Source organism: Nostocoides veronense, from assembly GCF_039531185.1.
Classification (GTDB): Bacteria; Actinomycetota; Actinomycetes; order Actinomycetales; family Dermatophilaceae; genus Nostocoides_A; species Nostocoides_A veronense.
Genome location: NZ_BAAAPO010000009.1, coordinates 27013 through 44497, shown reverse-complemented (window position 1 = coordinate 44497; position 17485 = coordinate 27013). Strand labels below are relative to the sequence as shown.

Below are 17485 nucleotides of genomic sequence, written 5' to 3'. Positions count from 1 at the left end.
TCCGTGGAGCCACGCAGGGTGGGGACTTTCAGTGAGCAGGTCTGGGGACTTTCAGTTGAGCGCCATCAGTGCTGATCTGGGGTATCGAGGACAGTCGGCACCTGTCGGCTCGGTTGGAGATCGATCTACTCCTCGCCCTGCGCCAGATGATGCACAACGTGCCAGCAGCTGCTCTGTAGCAGAACGGTGCTACCAGCCCCTGCTGCCTTTGCGTCTACCGGGACCGCACCCCGCCCGCTGCTCGTGTCTCCGTGAGCGGATCGCGTTCCGGCGAACGACTGCCCTGCCGGGTCGCAGCGACGGGGTATTACCGTCGTTCGACCTGCGTGGCCGCAGCGGGCCGCTACTGGTCGACTTCGGTGAACGCGACAGCGAATCTCGTGGGTCGGGCGTCCAGCCGGTACCGCGGCAGGACGCCGGGGCCGCAGGCGGCGGAGCCGATGCCATGGTGGGCGGCGTCGAGGTTGACCCAGATGCGGTCGCTTGGGCGGAGATCGCTGGCATGCTGGGCGGTCTCGAGGGTCTCGCTGGTCCAGCGCCGGGCGGTGAAGTCGAAGCACGCGAGGCCATTGATCCTCAGTCCGTGTCCGTGCTTGTCGGTGAGGGCCGCCCAGCGGACCTCGGTTCGGTTGCCGTTCTCCTGTGGCATGACGTAGGGGGTCTGGAGGTCCTCGACGGTGCTGGTGAACCGGCCGACCCGCGCGGCCTGCCGGGTGTCTGGGTAGGCTTCGCCGGGACCGCGACCGAACCATTCGATCTTCCCAAGCCTGGCGGGCACCGCAAGGCGGAGACCGAGTCTTGGCAGTGGGACGGGCCAGGTGCCCTCTGGCATGACGACGAGCGACAGGACCAGCATCTGGTCGGCAACGGTCCAGGTGTAGGTCGTCCGCAGCCCGACATCGGTTCCCGCCGGGGCCTCTCGTGCGTGGACTACCACTGCATCATTCTCGGTCAGGACCTCGATCACTCGATGACGCATCCTGTGCAGTCCGAGGTCGCGCCATTGCGCTGCCAGGCCGCCGCCATCCTCAGGAGCCCCGCGGTCGTTATCGGTTGGTGCGCGCCAGACGTCCAACCTCGGTCCCTCCACCTCTAGGGAGCCCAGCGCACGCAGCCGGCCACTGATCGGGTCGAACGCGCCCGGGCCCAGCCTGAGTCCGTTCTCGTCGACCACGGGCGATGCGTGGCGGCGAGGCGGCGGGAGCGGCTGGCCGGGCGACACCGGGATCTGACCCCAGGCCACCTCGTGGCCGGCGGGCGCCCAGTCGGTATCAGCCGCGAGCACGGCCTGTACGGTCAGCCACGATTCGCCGGTCCTTGACGGCAACTGCGGGAATGGGAGTTCGACCTCTCGGCCGGGACGGACCGTCGGGACGTCGAGGTGCCCAGCAGCCAGCGGAACGCCCTCCGTCTCCAGCGTCCAGTTGAAAGCCAGGTGCGACAGGGTGCGGAAATCGTAGCGATTCCCGATCAGCAGCGTGCCTGTTGAAGCGTCTGCGCGAATGCGGACCGGCTCGATGACCTTCTTGAGTTCGAGCAGCGCTGGCGACGCGGTGCGATCGGGGAAGATCAATCCGTCGGCGACGAAGTTGCCGTCGTGGACCGGTTCGCCGAAGTCCCCTCCGTAAGCGAAGAACGGCCTACCTTCCGGGGTGTACTGACGCAGGCCGTGGTCGATCCATTCCCACACGAAGCCGCCCTGGCAGCGGGGGTAGCGCTCGAACAGTTCCTGATACTCCGAGAAGCCGCCCGGCCCGTTTCCCATGGCGTGGCCGTACTCGCACAAGATGAACGGCAGGGTACGGCGGCGTGCGTCAAGTGCCGGATCGCTCAGAGGCTCTTCGGTGCCTTGACCGATCGCTTCGACCTCCGCGTGGTCGGCGTACATGCGGCTGTAGACGTCGACATTGGCGCAGGTCTGATCGCCCTCGTAATGCAGCGGCCGGGATGGATCGCGAAGCCGGGTCCACTGAGCCATCGCTGCCAGGTTCCGTCCGCTGCCGCTCTCGTTGCCCAGCGACCACATGATGATGCTGGGATGGTTCTTGTCGCGCTCGACCATCCGGCGCATCCGGTCCACGAGCGCGTCTTCCCATCGCGGGTCGTCGGCGGGGTTGCCCCGCCACCCGACCCGTTCGAATCCGTGGGTCTCCAGGTCACACTCGTCGATAACGTAGAGGCCGAGTTCGTCGCACAGGTCTAGGAAATGCGGGTGCGGCGGGTAGTGACTGGTGCGCACCGCGTTCAGATTGTGCGCTTTCATCATTGTCACGTCGCGGCGCATTAGCTTCTCGGAGACCGTTCTGCCGTGGTCGGTATCGAATTCGTGCCGGTTGACCCCGCGTAGCAGGATTGGGCTTCCGTTGACCTTCAGCAGCCCGTTTTCGACCACCACGGTGCGGAATCCGATTCGGACTGGCACCCGTTCGCCATGGGTCGCCAGCGTCCCGTGGTAGAGCCGCGGCACCTCGGCGCTCCACGGCTCAACCCGGTCGATGCGCGCCGTGTCACCGGTCGCGATATCGAGTGCCAGTTCGGGGACGACCAGCCTGGCGGGCGCGCTGGCCTCGATACGCAACGAACCCTGCCCAGTGACGTGGTCGTACCCGGTATGCACGAAGAAGTCATCCAGTGAGGCTGTCGGCCTGGCCAGCAACGCGACGTCGCGGAAGATACCCGAGAGCCACCACATGTCCTGATCTTCTAGATACGAGCCGGCGGACCATTGGTGCACGCGTACGGCGAGCACGTTCTCGGCACCGGGTCGTAGCAGTGCGCCCACGTCGAACTCGCTCGGGAGTCGACTGCCCTGGGCGGAGCCGATTTCCTCGCCGTTGAGCCAGGCCCGCAGGCAGGAGTCGACCCCGCCGAATCTCAGTATCGCGTCGAGACCGGCCCACTCGTCTGGGACAGCGAAGGTGCGCCGGTAGTCGCCGGTCGGGTTCTCATCCGGCACGTGGGGTGGCTCGACGGGGAACGGATACCTCACATTGGTGTAAGCCGGGGCGCCGTAGCCGTGGAGTTGCCAGTGTGATGGCACCGGTAACCGGTCCCAGCGGGTGTCGTCGTACGTCGGGGCCACAAAGTCCAGGGAGGAGCCGATCCGCTCCGAAAACCGGAATGCCCACTGACCGGCCAACGACAGCTGTGGTGCGTCGGAGGCGAACCAGGCGCGAGGATCACGCGTGCCTCGGTTCGGTTCCACTACGCCGTCGCGGGTTTCGAGAGGCCAGGTTTGCCGGTGCGGATCATCCCTTGACGCCACCAGCACCCAGTCCGCCTCGCCAGTATCGCTGCAGCATCAAGAAGGCGGCGATGATGGGCACGACCGACAGCAGTGCCCCGGTGAGCACTGCTGTTGCGAGCGTGGGGTCCTGCTGGGTCTGAGAATTCCAGGAATACAGGCCCAGCGTCATCGGGAACAGCTTTCGGTCGACCAGCATGATGAGCGGCAGGAAGAAGTTGTTCCAGATGACGACGAACTGGAACAGGAAGATCGTCACCAGCGCCGGCCTCATCAGCGCAGTCGCCATCATGAGGAAGATCCGGAACTCGCCCACACCGTCCAGGCGCGCGGCCTCGATCAGGGCATCGGGCACGGAGGCCGATGCGTAGATCCGGGACAGGTAGACGCCGAACGGGCTCACGAGGCTGGGCAGCAGCACCGACCAGTAGGTATTCGTCAGCCCGACCGCCGCGAAGATCAAGAACAGCGGCAGGGCAAGGGCGGTTGCCGGCACCAGCACTCCGGCGAGGATTGTGTTGAAGGTGGCCTCACGGCCACGGAACTCATATTTGGCCAGTGCATAGCCGGCCATTGCGGCGATGACCGTCCCGATGGCGGCGCCCACCCCGGCGTACAGCACGCTGTTGAGCAGCCACCTCCAGAAGATGCCGCCGTCGCGGTTCACGGTGTCTGAGACATTCGTACCGAGCTGGAAGTGGGAGAACCACAGACCGGGAGTGGTTGTCAGGTCGCCGCGGTTCTTGGATGAGGCGACGAAGAGGTACCAGAGGGGCAGCATGAAACACGCCATGGCCGTGAACATGACCGCGACCGGCAGCACCGATTCGAGCGGGCCTCGTTTCCACTTCTGCGTCGGCTGGGGGGCGCTCCCCACGGAGGTGCTCATGAGTTCTCCCATCGTTGGGTGAGCCTGAGGAAGACGAACGACAGCACAGCCGTGGCCATGGCGAGCAAGAACGACACGGCCGCGGCGTAGTTGTAGGCGTTGCCCGACGCGGCCGTGAAGGCCAGGAGGTTAGGTGTGTAGGTGCTGGAGATGCTCGTCGAGATGCTGCGCAGCACCTGCGGTTCCGCGAACAGCTGCAAGGTTCCGATGATGGAGAAGACCCCGGTCAGGATGACCGAGTCGCGGATCAGCGGGATCTTGATCCGCAGGGCGGTCTGCCACGCGTTGGCGCCGTCGATGCGTGCGGCTTCGTAGATGTCCTGGTCGATCGCTTGGAGGTTGGAATACATGATCAGCATGTTGTATCCGGCGTACGTCCAGGTCACGATGATAGCGATGGACCACAGCACCCATGTGTTCCCGAGGAAGTCGATGGGAATCAGGTCGGCGACCGGGCCGAGGCCAGGTGTGAACAGGAAGCCCCACACGATGGCACCGATCACTACTGGGACGGCGTACGGGACGAAGTAGGTGAGTCGGAAGAAGCGCTTGAAGCGTGCGGTTCTAGAGTCGAGCAGGAGGGCGAAGGTCAGCGCAATGACCAGCATCGCCGGCACCTGGATGAACCCGAACAGCAGCACTCGCCCCACGCTCGCGATCAAGGCGGGGTCCTGGAGTGCCTGACCATAGTTCGACAGTCCACCCCATGCGTCTTCGGCGGGACCGAACGCACCCTTACGCGTGGTCACGAAGAAGCTGCGCACGAACGCGTAGCAGATCGGCACGATGTAGAACAGCAGGAAGAGGATTGCGAACGGAGAGAGGAGCCCGACGATCGCTCGCCGCTCGGCCCTCCTAGAAGGGTTTTCACTGCGGGCAGGGCGACCGGACGGGCCGCTGGCGTGGTTGCTGCCGCTCTCGGTCGTGTCGAGGCTCATTTGGGCTCCACCTCCAGTGCTTGTAGGCGCATCGCTGTGATGGTGTCCTCCTGCGCCCCAACCAGGGCCTCAGACAGGGTGGAGTCCCCGCCGAGAGCAGCGCCGAAACCGTCGGCGAGCGACGCGTAGGTCTGGGTCATCGTCGGACTCCAGATGAAATCGGGGTCAACGTTATCGGCGGCTTGTGCGAAGACATCGAAGATGTGCTGACCTCCGTAGAACTGCGAAGGCTGTTTCAGGAACGGCAGGTCGAGCCCGGCCCTGGTCGCTGGGTATAGCCCGCCGTTCTGGTTGAGCAATTTCAGCGAATCGGGGTCGGTGTTCAGCCAGAGGGCAAATTGGGCCGCCTCGTATGGGTGGTCGCTGCCACGCAGAACTGCCGTGCTTGAGCCTCCCCAGTTGGCTGCCGTGTGCTCGCCGTCCTTCCAGGTCGGCATCGGCGCCAGCGCCCACTTGCCTGAGGTCGTGGGGACGTTGCTGGCCAGGGTGGCATTCCCCCAGACCGCGCTGACCCACGTGAGCAACTTGCCGTCGGCGAGTGCCTTGTTCCACTGCTGGGAGAAGCCCTGCATGTTGGCCACCAGGCCGCGATCGATCAGGTTCTGCCAGTATTTCGCGACCTCCTCCGTCGGCGCGTCATCGATGTTGACTAGCCACTTGTCTCCGTCGATTTGTGCCCACCGCGCGCCGTTCTGGGATGCTAGGCCAGCGAACCAGCCGGTGTCGCGCTGCGGAAAATGGGTGATCTGGACCGTGGGATCCTGTTTGTGTACTGCCTCGGCGACGGCTGCGAACTGCGCCCAGGTCTTGGGTACTTCGACGCCGTACTTCTCGAACAGATCCTTGCGGTAGAACATCGCCATCGGACCGGTGTCCTGGGGGATGGCGTAGACGCCTGTGTTTCCGAAGGTCACCTGCTTCCAGGCGAAGTCGAAGAACTGGTCGCCGGTGTCCGTCTTCAGGCAGTGCGAGATGTCGCGCAGCCCCTGTTGCAAGCGGAAACTGGGCAGGGTGTCGTACTCAATCTGGGCCAAGTCGGGTTCGTTCCCGGCCTTCAGTGCGTTCGACAGGTTCTGGTATGTGCCCTGGTTGCCGCCGGGCACGGTATTCAGCTCAACCTGGACCTTCGGGTGCTGCGCGTTCCAGAGGTCGACGGCGTCATCGATGCCTGGAACCCAGGACCAGAATGACAGTTTCACGGCCCCCGTGGAGGGTTCGCACGCCGTCGAAGCCGCTTGAGGGCCCGCTCCGCTGCACCCGGCTACTGCCAAGGATAGGACGAGCGCGGTGCCAACTGCTCTCAGGCGCCCAGGTCGAATCCCGGTGCCAACAATTCTGTTCCCCCGTTCGCTCTTCACGTGGGTCGCCCTGACTGGTGAGGGTTTGACGAATCATTGGCTTCGCGCATCGAGTCCGCGTCGCCCAATGCGTGAGGAAGGGGCCGCTGTGAGTCAGTCCGTGAATGTCGGGCGATCGGCCGGAGCACACGATCGGCGCTCACCGCTGTCGTGCCAACGGGGGGGCAGTGGGTCAGGAACGTGGGGCCCACGGGTGATCCAGGATCGAGACTGTTCGGTCGAGACGACACGGCACAACACCTCCAAGTCGGGTGCGGACCGCGAGCATCGAGCCCGTTGCCTCACCATTGGGACATCGCAGCACACGCACAGTACCATAAACCGTGCAGATGACCTAATTTGACGCGCAGAACGGAATCGAAATGTCAGAGGTACGGCGGGGGCCTTACGCCAAGACGGCTGAGCGCCGTCAGCAAATTCTTGACGCTGCCCTCCAAGTGTTCGCGTCGCGCGGCTATCAAGCCGGCTCGATGCGGGAGGTGGCCAGGGTCGCGAACATTCAGCTTTCCACTCTCATGCACCACTTCAACAGCAAGGAAGACCTGCTGCTGGCACTCCTTGAAAGACGGGACGCCGACAGCCCCGGGCAGCGCACCGGCACCGGCGACCTCATCGCCGATGTGCTTTCCCAAGCGCGGTGGAACCAGACCATCCCCGAGTTGATCGCGCTGTACACGGTGCTGTCGGCAGACTCCATCACAGACGGTCATCCGGGACGCGACTACTTCACTGAGCGATTCACCACGGTCCGGCGGGGATTCCAGGAGGAGTTCGAGAAGCTCCGAGACGCAGGACGCCTGCGATCAGGCGTCGATCCCCGGCTCGCGGCAGGCTGTATCACCGCGTTGTGGGACGGGATCCAGCTGCAGTGGCTACTGCAGCCCGACGAGATCGACGTCGTCGCCTACCTGAAGGCTTTCCTTGAACTCATCACCCACCCTGCGGAAGGAACTGTCAGCTATCAGGGGTGACGGGTCTTGTGCCCACAACATGACCAGCCTGCTCCATGCGATGGGAAGGTCTCCCGACTCTTAGCCTCGATCCACCGATGGGCAGGGTGGCAGGCGCACCTCGTCGGGAGCCCTCCGGGTCAGGTTGGTCCACAGCGCGACGTGCGAGTCCGCGTTGCTGGTGGTCATGTCGTCCCACAGTCGGTCACGAATCGGGATCGTTTCGACGGCGACGAGCAGGCGAGCTGCGTCGCGATCAGACAACGGCCGAGCGTCGGCGTGGAACTTCTGGAGCCGCCCAACGGCCCACTTGGCCTCGGCGCGTGGCGTCCTTGTCTCGGCGGCTTCCCGAACCTCGGGTAACAGCTCCGCGACGGGCTCCCGGTCACCGACCAGCGATGACGCCAACGCCTCGCGGCTGGCGGCGGGCCGCGGGCGGCCGGTCAGGGTCATCTCGGCAGCGACGTATTCGCGTGCCGCTTGGGCTGAGGGCCGGACGCACCCAGGTAGTAGTCGTGCCAGTCGGAGTCGTTCGCCCACACCATGAGCGCGGTGTCGATGTCGATGTGTCGAGTCGAGTCGGGGGAGTGAATGGGGAGTCTCATACCTCCTAGGTGAGCTCCTTGATCCGGCGACGTCGGCCGGTTCCGTTGACACACTGGTGACACACCAACGAAAAACGGCGGCTGACGCTGGAAGACGTCGAAAGACGTTTCCGCAGGTCAGCCGCCGTTTTCGGCAACTACTGACAGAGGGTGAAAACCCCCGGATCAGATGTCGAAGTACATCTCGAATTCGTGCGGGTGCGGGCGGAAGCGGATCGGGTCCACCTCGTTCTTGCGCTTGTACTCGATCCAGGTCTCGATCACGTCCTGGGTGAAGACGTCCCCTTCAAGCAGGAACTCGTAGTCCTCCTCCAGCGCGTCCAGCACCTCGGGCAGCGAGCCGGGGACCTGCTTGATCTCCGCGTGCTCCTCCGGGGGCAGCTCGTAGAGGTCCTTGTCCACCGGCTCCGGCGGCTCGATGCGGTTCTTGATGCCGTCGAGTCCCGCCATCAACTGGGCCGCGAAGGCGAGGTAGGGGTTACACGACGGGTCCGGGATCCGGAACTCGATGCGCTTGGCCTTCGGGGAGGCGCCGGCAATGGGGATGCGGATGCACGCCGAGCGGTTGCGGGCGGAGTAGACCAGGTTGACCGGCGCTTCATAGCCCGGCACCAGACGGTGGTAGGAGTTGACGGTCGGGTTGGTGAACGCGAGCAGCGCGGGCGCGTGCTTGAGCAGGCCGCCGATGTACCAGCGAGCGAGGTCGGACAGACCGCCATAGCCCTTCTCGTCATAGAAGAGCGGCTCGCCGTTCTTCCACAACGACTGGTGGGTGTGCATGCCCGAGCCGTTGTCGCCGAAGATCGGCTTCGGCATGAAGGTCGCAGCCTTGTTGTTGCGCCACGCGGCGTTCTTGACGACGTACTTGAACTTCATCATGTCGTCGCCGGAGTGCAGCAGGGTGTTGAAGCGGTAGTTGATCTCCTGCTGGCCACCGGAGGCGACCTCGTGGTGGCTGCGTTCGACGACGAGCCCGACGTCCTTCATGAGCAGGCAGATCTCGTCGCGGATGTCGGCGAAGTGGTCGACAGGCGACACTGGGAAGTAGCCACCCTTCATGCGCGGCTTGTAGCCGAGGTTGCCGCCCTCCTCGACCTTGCCGGTGTTCCACACGGCGGCCTTGGAGTCGAGGTAATAGAACGACTCATTGGCCGAGGTCTTGAAGCGCACGTCGTCGAAGAGGAAGAACTCCGCCTCGGCGCCGAAGTATGCCGTGTCGGCGATCCCGGTCGACTTCAGATAGGCCTCGGCCTTCGCCGCGATATTGCGCGGGTCCCGGCTGTAAGGCTCGTCGGTGAACGGGTCGACGATCGAGAAGTTCATGATGAGCGTCTTCTCGACGCGGAAGGGGTCGATATAGGCCGTGGCCACGTCCGGCAGCAGCTTCATGTCCGACTCGTGGATCGCCTGGAAGCCGCGGATCGAGGAGCCGTCGAAGGCCTGACCGACCGTGAAGAAGTCCTCGTCCAGGGACTCGGCCGGCACATTGAAGTGCTGCATGATGCCGGGCAGGTCGCAGAAGCGGATGTCGACGAACTTGACGTCCTCATCCTTGATGTAGGCAAGAACGTCGTCAGCAGAGCTGAACAAGGGGGAACCTCCTGATGAGGGTGGATGGGCGCGTGTCGCCGCGCCCGTGCGTCGGGAGCACCCTAGGACGGCCCGATTAACCGAATTTCACCCGCGTGTTTCCGGCGTGTTACGCCCGCCCCCGTCTCATCTGTCGATACGGGGCGCTCGTATGCCGGGCGCCGGCTGAGGCCGCGCACCTCCGGGATCTCTTACCTCGGCCGCCCCGTATGCCGAGCGGGGTTGTTGCACGCGAGCGGGGTTCTCGCCGAGCCGAGCGGGTCTTGTGAACGCGAGCGGCCCTATATCCCCGCTCCCACGCAGAAGACCCGCTCCGCTCGTGGCGAGGGACGAGCTGACCCGGCGAGGCGAGGAGGAGCTGAACCCAGAGTTCGGTTCGGTCGACGATGCGGTGAGTCGGGGTGGCGAGGGACGAGCTGACCCGGCGAGGCGAGGAGGAGCTGAACCCAGAGTTCGGTTCGGTCGACGATGCGGTGAGTCGGGGTGGCGAGGGACGAGCTGACCCGGCGAGCCGAGGAGGTGCCGGACCCAGAGTTCGGTTCGGTCGACGATGCGGTGAGTCGGGGTGGCGAGGGACGAGCTGACCCGGCGAGGCGAGGAGGAGCCGGACCCAGAGTAATTACCGGCCGCGGAGTTGGCGGCGGTCCATGCGGACCCGGTTGGGGTCGATGCCGGCGGGGACGCCTTGACGGATGCCGGGGATGGACTTCAGGCGCTTGTTGACGGCGGACATCTCGTCCTTGGTCAGGCTGCCCTTGAGGCGGCTCAGGTGGCGGGGCAGCTTGCGGGCTTCGATCTGCTCGGCGCCGTCGCCGACATACAGCTGGTGGATCGGGACGCCGGGGGCGACGCGGGCGACCTTCTTGACTTCCTTTTCCATCAGCTTCTTGGCGCGCGGCAGCGGGCCCTCACCGATCAGGACCACGCCGGGTCGCCCGAGTGCGCGAAAAACCATGGCAGCATTGGCGATTTCCTGCGGCCGGGCGACATCGGCCGAGACCGGCTCCTGGTCGTAATACCAGCCACGGCGCAGCATCGACAGGGCGCCGACGGTCTGGCCGGCCTTGCCCGCCATCGACCCGAAGGCCGCTCGCTCGCCCCGCCTCGAGAGCGTGATCATGGTGGCGAGCAGCGCGAACGGGGCGCCGACGAAGGCCATATAGATCGGGTGGTCGATCACGAAGCCGATGATCACGAAGAGCGCGAGCACCCCGAAGAAGACGCCGAGCAACCACCACGTGATGCTCGGGTCCATGGCCCGGACCGCGGTGAAGACGGTCTTGATCTGCTTGAACGGGTTGCTGCGCTTCGGCTTGGCTGCCGCGGCGTCCTTCGTGGCCATAGCCCCCAAGGATACGGGGGCGATCAGTCCCCGGTGCGCCCGTTCGCGACCAGCGTGGCGGCCTCCTGCCGGGCCGGCTCGCTCTGCTCGCCCAAATGCGCCAAATGCGGGGGTATGTCGCGGCCCCAGCGCCGCATGGCGCTCGCCCACAGCCGCCCCGCGCGGTAGGACGAGCGGACCAGCGGGCCGGCCATCACGCCCTTGAAGCCGAGCCCCTCGGCATACGAGCTCCAGTGAACGAACTCTTCCGGCTTGACCCACCGGTCGATCGGGTGGTGCAGGGGGGAGGGGCGCAGATATTGCGTGATCGTCAGGATGTCGCAGCCGGCGTCGTGCAGGTCACGGATCGCCGCCGCGATCTCGTCTTCCTGTTCGCCCATGCCGAGGATGAGATTGGACTTCGTGACCAATTCGGCATCGCGCGCCATCGTCAGGACCCGCAGCGATTTGTCGTAGGTGAAGGCCGGCCGGATCCGTTTGAAGATGCGAGGCACCGTCTCGAGGTTGTGGGCGAAGACCTCAGGACGCGCATCGAAGACCTGTCCGACCAGTTCGGGCACGGCGCCGAAGTCGGGCGGCAAGATCTCGACGCCGGTGTTCGGGTTGAGCGCGTGGATCTGGCGGATGGTCTCGGCATACAGCCAGGCCGCGCCATCGGGCTGGTCGTCGCGGGCGACGCCAGTCACCGTGGAGTAGCGCAAACCCATGGTCGCCACGGACTCGGCCACCCGCCGCGGCTCGTCGCGGTCCAGTGGCGCGGGCTTGCCGGTCGCGATATCGCAGAAGTCGCAGCGCCGGGTGCACGTGTCGCCGCCGATGAGGAAGGTCGCCTCGCGGTCCTCCCAGCACTCAAAGATGTTGGGGCAGCCGGCCTCTTGGCAGACCGTATGCAGGCCTTCGGACTTGACCATCGAGTGGATCTGCGTGAACTGCGGCCCCATCTTGGCCGTGGTCCGGATCCACGACGGCTTGCGCTCGATGGGCGTCTCGGCGTTGCGGGCCTCGACGCGCAGCAGCTTGCGGCCTTCGGGGGCGATCGTCACCCACCCAGCGTACGTCGGGCGGCGGGGCGCGCCCAGCCACAGGCTCCTGCCAGGGGGATGTCGAACCGACAACGCAGACATATGCCGCGCCTACTTCGCCATCAGGTCGCGTCCGCATCGTGATGGGACCGGCGAATCCTCGCCGGACGCCAACTCAGAAGGAGACACCTCATGGCACGCAAGAGCACCCTCATCACCAGCGCCGTCGGCGCGGCCGCCGGCCTCGTCCTCGCGGGCGGCGCCGTTCTGTCGGCGAATGCCGCCGAGAATTCGCCAGCCGCCACCGCCACGTCGTCGTCTGCGACGGCGCCCACCGTGCAGCAGGGCAGTTCGACGCAGACCCAAGGTCGCGCCGTCGGTCAGTCCGGGCAGCAGGGTCAGGGTGGCCCGATGGGTGGCTCACAGGACACCCCGGTGACCGGCGATGAAGCCGACAAGGTCATCGCAGCCGTCAAGGCCAAGGACGCAACCGCCTCGATCACCGAGGTGCGCAAGGATCCCGACGGGTCGTATGACGCGCTCGGCACCACGGATGGCGCGCCCGTCTTCTACGAGGTCAGCGCCGATCTGAGCACCGTCACCGAGAACACCGGCGGCCCGATGGGCGGTCCGGGTGGACACCAGGACGGCCAGGCACCCGGCCAAGTGGGCCAGGGCGGTCCGGCTGGGCCGGGCGCGCCCACGGGCGGCACCCTCGACCCCAACACGGCCACAAGCTCCGCAACGACGAGCGCCTGACCCGCCACGGGCGCCCGCGATAAGGCGCCGCGAGGTCGTCAGGTTCGGCCCGGATCGTCAGTTTGACGTGACGATCCGGCGCCGAACCTGACGACCTCGACGGCTTTCCAGAGGGCGCAACCACGAAACTCAGCCCAGGACGGCGCTCAGGTGCTTCTCGGCATACGGCAGCAGGTCGGCGACGGCGATCCGGCGCCCGGCCTCCTGGCTGAGGGAGGAGACGCCGGCATCGGCGATGCCGCACGGGATGATCACCTGCGCCCATGACAGGTCCGGGTCGGCGTTCAACGCGAAGCCGTGCATGGTGACGTTCTGGCTCACCCGCACCCCGATCGCGCCGAGTTTGCGGTCGGGCCCGCGGTCGTCGGCGAGACGCCATACCCCGCTGCGCCCCTCGACCCGGGTGACGGCGACATCGAACTCGGCGCACATGCCGATCATCGCCTCCTCCAGCCGCCGAACGTGGGCGACGACGTCGACCGGCGTGGGCAGGGTGAGGATCGGATAGCCGACGAGCTGCCCCGGCCCGTGCCAGGTGATCTTGCCGCCGCGATCGACGTCGATGACCGGAGTGCCGTCCACCGGCCGCTCTAGGGGGAGGGTGCGCTTACCCGCGGTGTAGACGGCGGCGTGCTCCAGCAGCAGCGTGGTGTCGGGGAGTCTGCCGGCGACGACCTGGGCATGGACCTCTCGTTGGTGAGCCCAGGCCTTCTCGTAGTCGACGAAGTCCGGGTCGAACCCGAGATGCTCGAAGCGCATGAAGCCACCGTATGCCGTCTCGCCGGAGGCGCCGGTTAGGGTTGCCCCACCGATTCCGCAAGCCCGGCAGGGGGATATGGCGTGGCCTTCGCGACTCTCAACTGCTTCTCTGATGTACTCGAAGTCGGCATCACGCTCAATGTCGTGTTGCCCCAGGCGACGCGCGAGCAGATTGGCGTGGATAGCCTCGATTCTGCGGCGCCGGCCGGCGACCCGCCTCTCCTCTATCTCTTGCACGGCCTGTCCGACGATCACTCGGCGTGGATGCGTTACACCAGCATCGAGAGGTATGCCGCGGAGCGCGGCATCGCGGTCGTGATGCCGGCCGTCGGGCGCAGTTTCTATGCCGACGAGCGTCTCGGGCATCCCTACTGGACCTTTGTCAGCGAAGAGCTCCCGCGGCTGGTACAGACCTTTTTCCGGGTCAGTGATGATCCCGCGCGCACCTTTGTGGCCGGCCTGTCGATGGGTGGTTATGGCACCCTGCGGCTGGCGCTGACGCACCCGAGAAGGTATGCCGCGGCGGCCTCGCTGTCCGGGGTGGCCGACATCCGCACCCTGCTGGCCCGCCCAGAACGTGCGGAGATTGTTCGGCGGGTCTTCGACGGCGCCGTGGTACCCGACGAGGATCCCGTGCAGCTGCTGGCCGCGGCCGACCCGGCGACACTGCCTCCTTTGTGGATCGGTTGCGGCACCGAGGATCTGCTGATCGAGAGCAATCGGACGTTCGTTGAGCAGGCGCGCGCCGCCGGAGCGACGGTGACCGCCGATTTCCGGGCCGGCGACCATGCCTGGCAGTTGTGGGACGACCAGTTGCCGGACGTCCTGGACTTTTTCGTTGCCTCGATGGAAAGGGATTCCGTATGAGCAGCCCCGCACCCGAGGCCCCACCCACGCCTCGACGCAGTGCCCGGCCCCGATGGCTAGCCGCGCTCGTGGCGCTGGTCTGGCTCGTGCTAGCCGGCGTCGGTGGTCCGCTCGTCGGACGGTTGGCTGAGGTCCAGAAGAACGACAATGCCTCCTTCGTGCCGGCCAATGCTGAGTCGACCAAGGTCGCGAACTTCCTGGCGAAAGCCAGCGACACCAATGACTTGCCCTATCTGATCGTCCTCGAGGCGCCTCAGAAGCTCTCCGAGGCGCAGCTTGGCGTCGCGGCCCAGCTGAAGGAGGAGTTGCCGAGCCTGCCGCTGGCCGCCCTGGGTGCGGGCCGCACGATTGGGGAGTTTGTCGGAAGCCCTGGTGCCGGGCCGATTCCGAGCGCTGACGGCAAGGCCGCCCTCATCATCCTCAATCTCGACAGCGCCAAGGCCGACGACACGATCGCCGGGACGACGCCGATGTATGAAGCGGCCCTGGAGATCCGCTCGGTTCTGGAGGAGCGACTCGCCGCATCGGGTATGACCGGATATCTCGCCGGCCCGGGCGGGCTTCTCGCGGACTTCGTGACCGCGTTCGAGGGCATCGACGGGGTCCTGCTCGGCGTCGCGCTCGTGGTCGTCCTGGTCATTTTGTTGATCGTCTATCGCAGTCCGATCCTGCCTTTTGCTGTGCTGCTCAGCGCACTCTTTGGCTTGTCGGTCGCCGCTCTTGCGGTCTTCCCACTGGCCAAGGCAGGCGCGATCGATCTGTCCGGCCAGTCGCAGGGGATCATGTTCATCCTCGTGGTCGGCGCGGCAACCGACTATGCCCTGCTGCTGGTCAGCCGATATCGCGAGGCGCTGCACGACACGGATTCGGCGTGGGTCGCGTTGCGATCGGCATGGCGCGGTGCCGTCGAACCGATCCTCGCCAGCGGGGCAACAGTCATCCTCGGTTTGCTCTGCCTAATGCTCTCCGATCTCGGCAGCACGGCCGGCCTCGGCCCGGTCGGAGCCCTAGGCATCGCCGGCGCCATGCTGGCGACCCTGACCTTCCTGCCGGCGATCCTCCTGCTCATCGGTCGCCGAGTCTTTTGGCCGGCCGTCCCGAAACTCGACCACGCCCACCTCGAAGACGCGATCGACCGTCGCGGCATCTGGGGGCGGGTGGCCCGGATGGTCGGTGAGCATCCGCGCCGGACCTGGGTTCTCACCTTGGCTGGTCTGTTGGCATTTGCTGCCTTCCTGCCGACCTTCAAGGCCGACGGCGTGTCCGCGGATGAGCTCTTCCTGACCGATACCCCGTCTGTCGCCGGCAATGCGGCCCTGGCCCGACACTTCCCGGCTGGATCGGGGGCACCGGTGCAGGTCGTCGTCCCGCAGGGCAAGGCCGATGCGGTGGTCGAGCGGCTGCGGACCGAAGAGGGGCTCGCCGAACCGATGATCGGGCTGGCGCCCGGCACCCCGGTGGTGCCGGTCGACGGTCAGGTGCTGGTGCAGGCGACGCTCACCGTCGCCTCGGACTCGCCGCAGGCGACCAAGATCGTCGAACGGCTGCGCAGCGACCTCGACGCCGTCAGCCCGGAGGCGATCGTCGGCGGCAACACCGCGGTCAGCCTCGATGTGCTTAACGCCACCGAACGGGACCTCAAGGTCATCATCCCCGCGATCCTGATCGTGATCTTCCTCGTCTTGGCCTTGCTGCTGCGGGCGATCGTGGCGCCCTTGCTGCTGGTGATCGCGAACGTCATCTCGTTCGCCACAACGATCGGGGTGGCGGCCCTGGTCTTCAATCACCTCTTCGACTTCCCGAACTCCGATCCAGCGACTCCGCTGTACGGCTTTGTCTTCCTCGTCGCGCTCGGCATCGACTATTCGATCTTCCTGATGACCCGGGTGCGCGAAGAATCCGTCCGCCGCGGCACCCGACGGGGGATCCTCGTCGGGCTCGCCGTCACCGGCGGGGTCATCACCTCGGCCGGGATCGTGCTCGCCGCGACCTTCTCCTCGCTCGCCGTGCTGCCGCTGATCTTCCTGGTGCAGATCGGCTTCATCGTCGCCTTCGGGGTCCTGCTCGACACCTTGATCGTCCGGTCGCTGCTGGTGCCTGCGTTGTCGTATGACGTGGGCTCGCGGATCTGGTGGCCCTCGCGGTTGGCTCGTGAATCGGAGCCGGAGTGAGTGATCGGATCGGGATCGGGGTCTGCATCCTGCCGGATGCGCCGTGGTCGGAGGTTGTGGACACTTGGCGTGCCGCTGAGGATCTCGGCTTCGGTCATGCGTGGACCTACGACCACCTGACCTGGTCGGGCCTGCCCGACCACGCCTGGTTTGCCGCCTTCCCGACACTGGCCGCAGCGGCGGGCGTGACCTCGCGCATCGGCCTGGGCACCTTCGTGTCCTCGCCGAACACCCACCATCCGGCACAACTGGTCCGGGAGGCCTTAAGCCTGCACGATCTCAGCGAGGGCCGATTCCTGCTCGGTATCGGCGCGGGCGGCGACACCGACGCAAGCGTCGCCTGGCCGGGCGCGACGATTGGCGAGCGCTCCGCACGCTTCCGCGAGTTCACCGCGATCGTGGGGGAGTTGCTGCGGAGCGATGGCGTGGGCTTCGACGGCACCCACTACCGCTTCGAGCGGGCGGACAGCTTGCCCGGTCCGCCGAACGCGGAGGGGCGGATCGGCATACCCCTGCTCGTGGCGGCCAATGGACCCAAAGCGCTGGCACTGGCGGCCCGCGAGGGCGACGGCTGGATCACCTATGGCGGCAAGGCCAGCACCGATGCCGCATGGTGGGAACTGGTGGCGGGAGCGGCCGAGCGCATGGACCAGACCCGCGCGTCGGCCGGTCGCTCGCGCCCGCTGCGTCGCATCCTCGGGCTCGACTCCGCGCCCACTTATCCCTTCGGCGGCGTCGACCTCTTCGAAGATGCCGTCGGCCGGGCGGCGGCCCTCGGCTTCACCGACGTCGTGTGCACCTGGCCGCGGACGAGCCCGCCGTATGCCGGGTCGCCCGACACCGTCCGCCGAGTCGCCGCGCGCCTGCTGTAGACCCCGCCCGTCGAGTCGCCGCGCGCCTGCTGTAGACCCCGCCCGTCGAGTCGCCGCGCGCCTGCTGTAGACCCCCCGCCGCCAACTCTGCCCCGCCCAAGAAGGCATGTCGAGTTCGG

15 protein-coding genes are annotated in these 17485 nt (G+C 66.3%); 5 read left to right on the top strand and 10 right to left on the bottom strand.

The window, feature by feature from the left end; all coding sequences use genetic code 11:
* Positions 1-343 precede the first annotated feature (343 nt).
* The 4 genes from ABD225_RS03020 to ABD225_RS03005 are packed head-to-tail and all read right to left on the bottom strand — an operon-like array spanning position 344 to position 6270.
* Positions 344-3271 carry a glycoside hydrolase family 2 TIM barrel-domain containing protein gene (locus tag ABD225_RS03020; RefSeq protein ID WP_344081075.1) on the bottom strand — a complete coding sequence of 976 codons (2928 nt, stop codon included), beginning with the start codon at positions 3269-3271 and terminating at the stop codon, positions 344-346.
* On the bottom strand, positions 3249-4133 hold the full coding sequence (locus ABD225_RS03015) for a carbohydrate ABC transporter permease (protein ID WP_425564318.1): 885 nt from the start codon (positions 4131-4133) through the stop codon (positions 3249-3251). The genes ABD225_RS03020 and ABD225_RS03015 overlap by 23 nt, the downstream gene beginning before the upstream one ends.
* The gene (locus tag ABD225_RS03010; RefSeq protein WP_344081073.1) at positions 4130-5071 is read right to left on the bottom strand and encodes a carbohydrate ABC transporter permease; all 942 of its coding nucleotides are present in this window, start codon (positions 5069-5071) and stop codon (positions 4130-4132) included. Before ABD225_RS03010 ends, ABD225_RS03015 begins: the two co-directional genes overlap by 4 nt.
* The gene (locus ABD225_RS03005) at positions 5068-6270 is read right to left on the bottom strand and encodes an ABC transporter substrate-binding protein (protein WP_235434057.1); all 1203 of its coding nucleotides are present in this window, start codon (positions 6268-6270) and stop codon (positions 5068-5070) included. The genes ABD225_RS03010 and ABD225_RS03005 overlap by 4 nt, the downstream gene beginning before the upstream one ends.
* A 521-nt stretch (positions 6271-6791) precedes the next feature.
* Between ABD225_RS03005 and ABD225_RS03000 the strand changes: the two genes are divergently transcribed.
* Positions 6792-7400: a TetR/AcrR family transcriptional regulator gene (locus ABD225_RS03000; RefSeq protein WP_344081064.1), complete on the top strand. Its 609-nt coding sequence runs from the start codon at positions 6792-6794 to the stop codon at positions 7398-7400.
* Between the two features lie 60 nt (positions 7401-7460).
* Here ABD225_RS03000 and ABD225_RS02995 read toward each other — a convergent pair whose 3' ends face one another.
* The 5 genes from ABD225_RS02995 to lipA all read right to left on the bottom strand — a co-directional run bounded on the left by ABD225_RS02995 (position 7461) and on the right by lipA (position 11959).
* On the bottom strand, positions 7461-7832 hold the full coding sequence (locus tag ABD225_RS02995; protein WP_344081061.1) for a DUF4192 family protein: 372 nt from the start codon (positions 7830-7832) through the stop codon (positions 7461-7463).
* A complete protein-coding gene (locus tag ABD225_RS02990) occupies positions 7829-7984 on the bottom strand; it encodes a hypothetical protein (protein ID WP_344081058.1) in 156 nt (51 codons plus the stop codon). Before ABD225_RS02990 ends, ABD225_RS02995 begins: the two co-directional genes overlap by 4 nt.
* A 165-nt stretch (positions 7985-8149) precedes the next feature.
* Positions 8150-9574 carry a type I glutamate--ammonia ligase gene (gene glnA / locus ABD225_RS02985; RefSeq protein WP_344081056.1) on the bottom strand — a complete coding sequence of 475 codons (1425 nt, stop codon included), beginning with the start codon at positions 9572-9574 and terminating at the stop codon, positions 8150-8152.
* Between the two features lie 619 nt (positions 9575-10193).
* On the bottom strand, positions 10194-10916 hold the full coding sequence (locus tag ABD225_RS02980; protein WP_344081053.1) for a DUF4191 domain-containing protein: 723 nt from the start codon (positions 10914-10916) through the stop codon (positions 10194-10196).
* 23 nt (positions 10917-10939) lie between these two features.
* On the bottom strand, positions 10940-11959 hold the full coding sequence (gene lipA, locus ABD225_RS02975; RefSeq protein ID WP_344081050.1) for a lipoyl synthase: 1020 nt from the start codon (positions 11957-11959) through the stop codon (positions 10940-10942).
* Between the two features lie 171 nt (positions 11960-12130).
* Between lipA and ABD225_RS02970 the strand changes: the two genes are divergently transcribed.
* A complete protein-coding gene (locus ABD225_RS02970; protein ID WP_344081048.1) occupies positions 12131-12697 on the top strand; it encodes a hypothetical protein in 567 nt (188 codons plus the stop codon).
* A gap of 129 nt (positions 12698-12826) precedes the next feature.
* Here the strand turns inward: ABD225_RS02970 and lipB are convergent, their stop codons facing one another.
* Positions 12827-13456, bottom strand: coding sequence for a lipoyl(octanoyl) transferase LipB (gene lipB, locus ABD225_RS02965; protein ID WP_344081046.1), 630 nt, complete (start codon positions 13454-13456; stop codon positions 12827-12829).
* 81 nt (positions 13457-13537) lie between these two features.
* Between lipB and ABD225_RS02960 the strand changes: the two genes are divergently transcribed.
* Genes ABD225_RS02960 through ABD225_RS02950 form a run of 3 tightly spaced genes read left to right on the top strand, consistent with a single transcriptional unit; the run spans position 13538 to position 17366 of the window.
* Positions 13538-14323, top strand: a complete 786-nt coding sequence (locus ABD225_RS02960; RefSeq protein ID WP_344081043.1) for an alpha/beta hydrolase — start codon at positions 13538-13540, stop codon at positions 14321-14323.
* Positions 14320-16494: an MMPL family transporter gene (locus ABD225_RS02955; RefSeq protein ID WP_344081041.1), complete on the top strand. Its 2175-nt coding sequence runs from the start codon at positions 14320-14322 to the stop codon at positions 16492-16494. The genes ABD225_RS02960 and ABD225_RS02955 overlap by 4 nt, the downstream gene beginning before the upstream one ends.
* On the top strand, positions 16491-17366 hold the full coding sequence (locus ABD225_RS02950; protein ID WP_344081039.1) for an LLM class flavin-dependent oxidoreductase: 876 nt from the start codon (positions 16491-16493) through the stop codon (positions 17364-17366). Before ABD225_RS02955 ends, ABD225_RS02950 begins: the two co-directional genes overlap by 4 nt.
* Positions 17367-17485: the final 119 nt, after the last annotated feature.

Bases quoted from the DNA above. Each gene is read 5' to 3' on its own strand.
- ABD225_RS02970 (WP_344081048.1), top strand. From the start codon at position 12,131: ATGGCACGCAAGAGCACCCTCATCACCAGCGCCGTCGGCGCGGCCGCC.
- ABD225_RS03000 (WP_344081064.1), top strand. From the start codon at position 6,792: ATGTCAGAGGTACGGCGGGGGCCTTACGCCAAGACGGCTGAGCGCCGT.
- ABD225_RS03010 (WP_344081073.1), bottom strand. From the start codon at position 5,071: ATGAGCCTCGACACGACCGAGAGCGGCAGCAACCACGCCAGCGGCCCG.
- lipB (WP_344081046.1), bottom strand. From the start codon at position 13,456: ATGCGCTTCGAGCATCTCGGGTTCGACCCGGACTTCGTCGACTACGAG.
- ABD225_RS02955 (WP_344081041.1), top strand. From the start codon at position 14,320: ATGAGCAGCCCCGCACCCGAGGCCCCACCCACGCCTCGACGCAGTGCC.
- ABD225_RS03015 (WP_425564318.1), bottom strand. From the start codon at position 4,133: ATGAGCACCTCCGTGGGGAGCGCCCCCCAGCCGACGCAGAAGTGGAAA.
- ABD225_RS02995 (WP_344081061.1), bottom strand. From the start codon at position 7,832: ATGACCCTGACCGGCCGCCCGCGGCCCGCCGCCAGCCGCGAGGCGTTG.
- ABD225_RS02980 (WP_344081053.1), bottom strand. From the start codon at position 10,916: ATGGCCACGAAGGACGCCGCGGCAGCCAAGCCGAAGCGCAGCAACCCG.
- ABD225_RS02990 (WP_344081058.1), bottom strand. From the start codon at position 7,984: ATGAGACTCCCCATTCACTCCCCCGACTCGACTCGACACATCGACATC.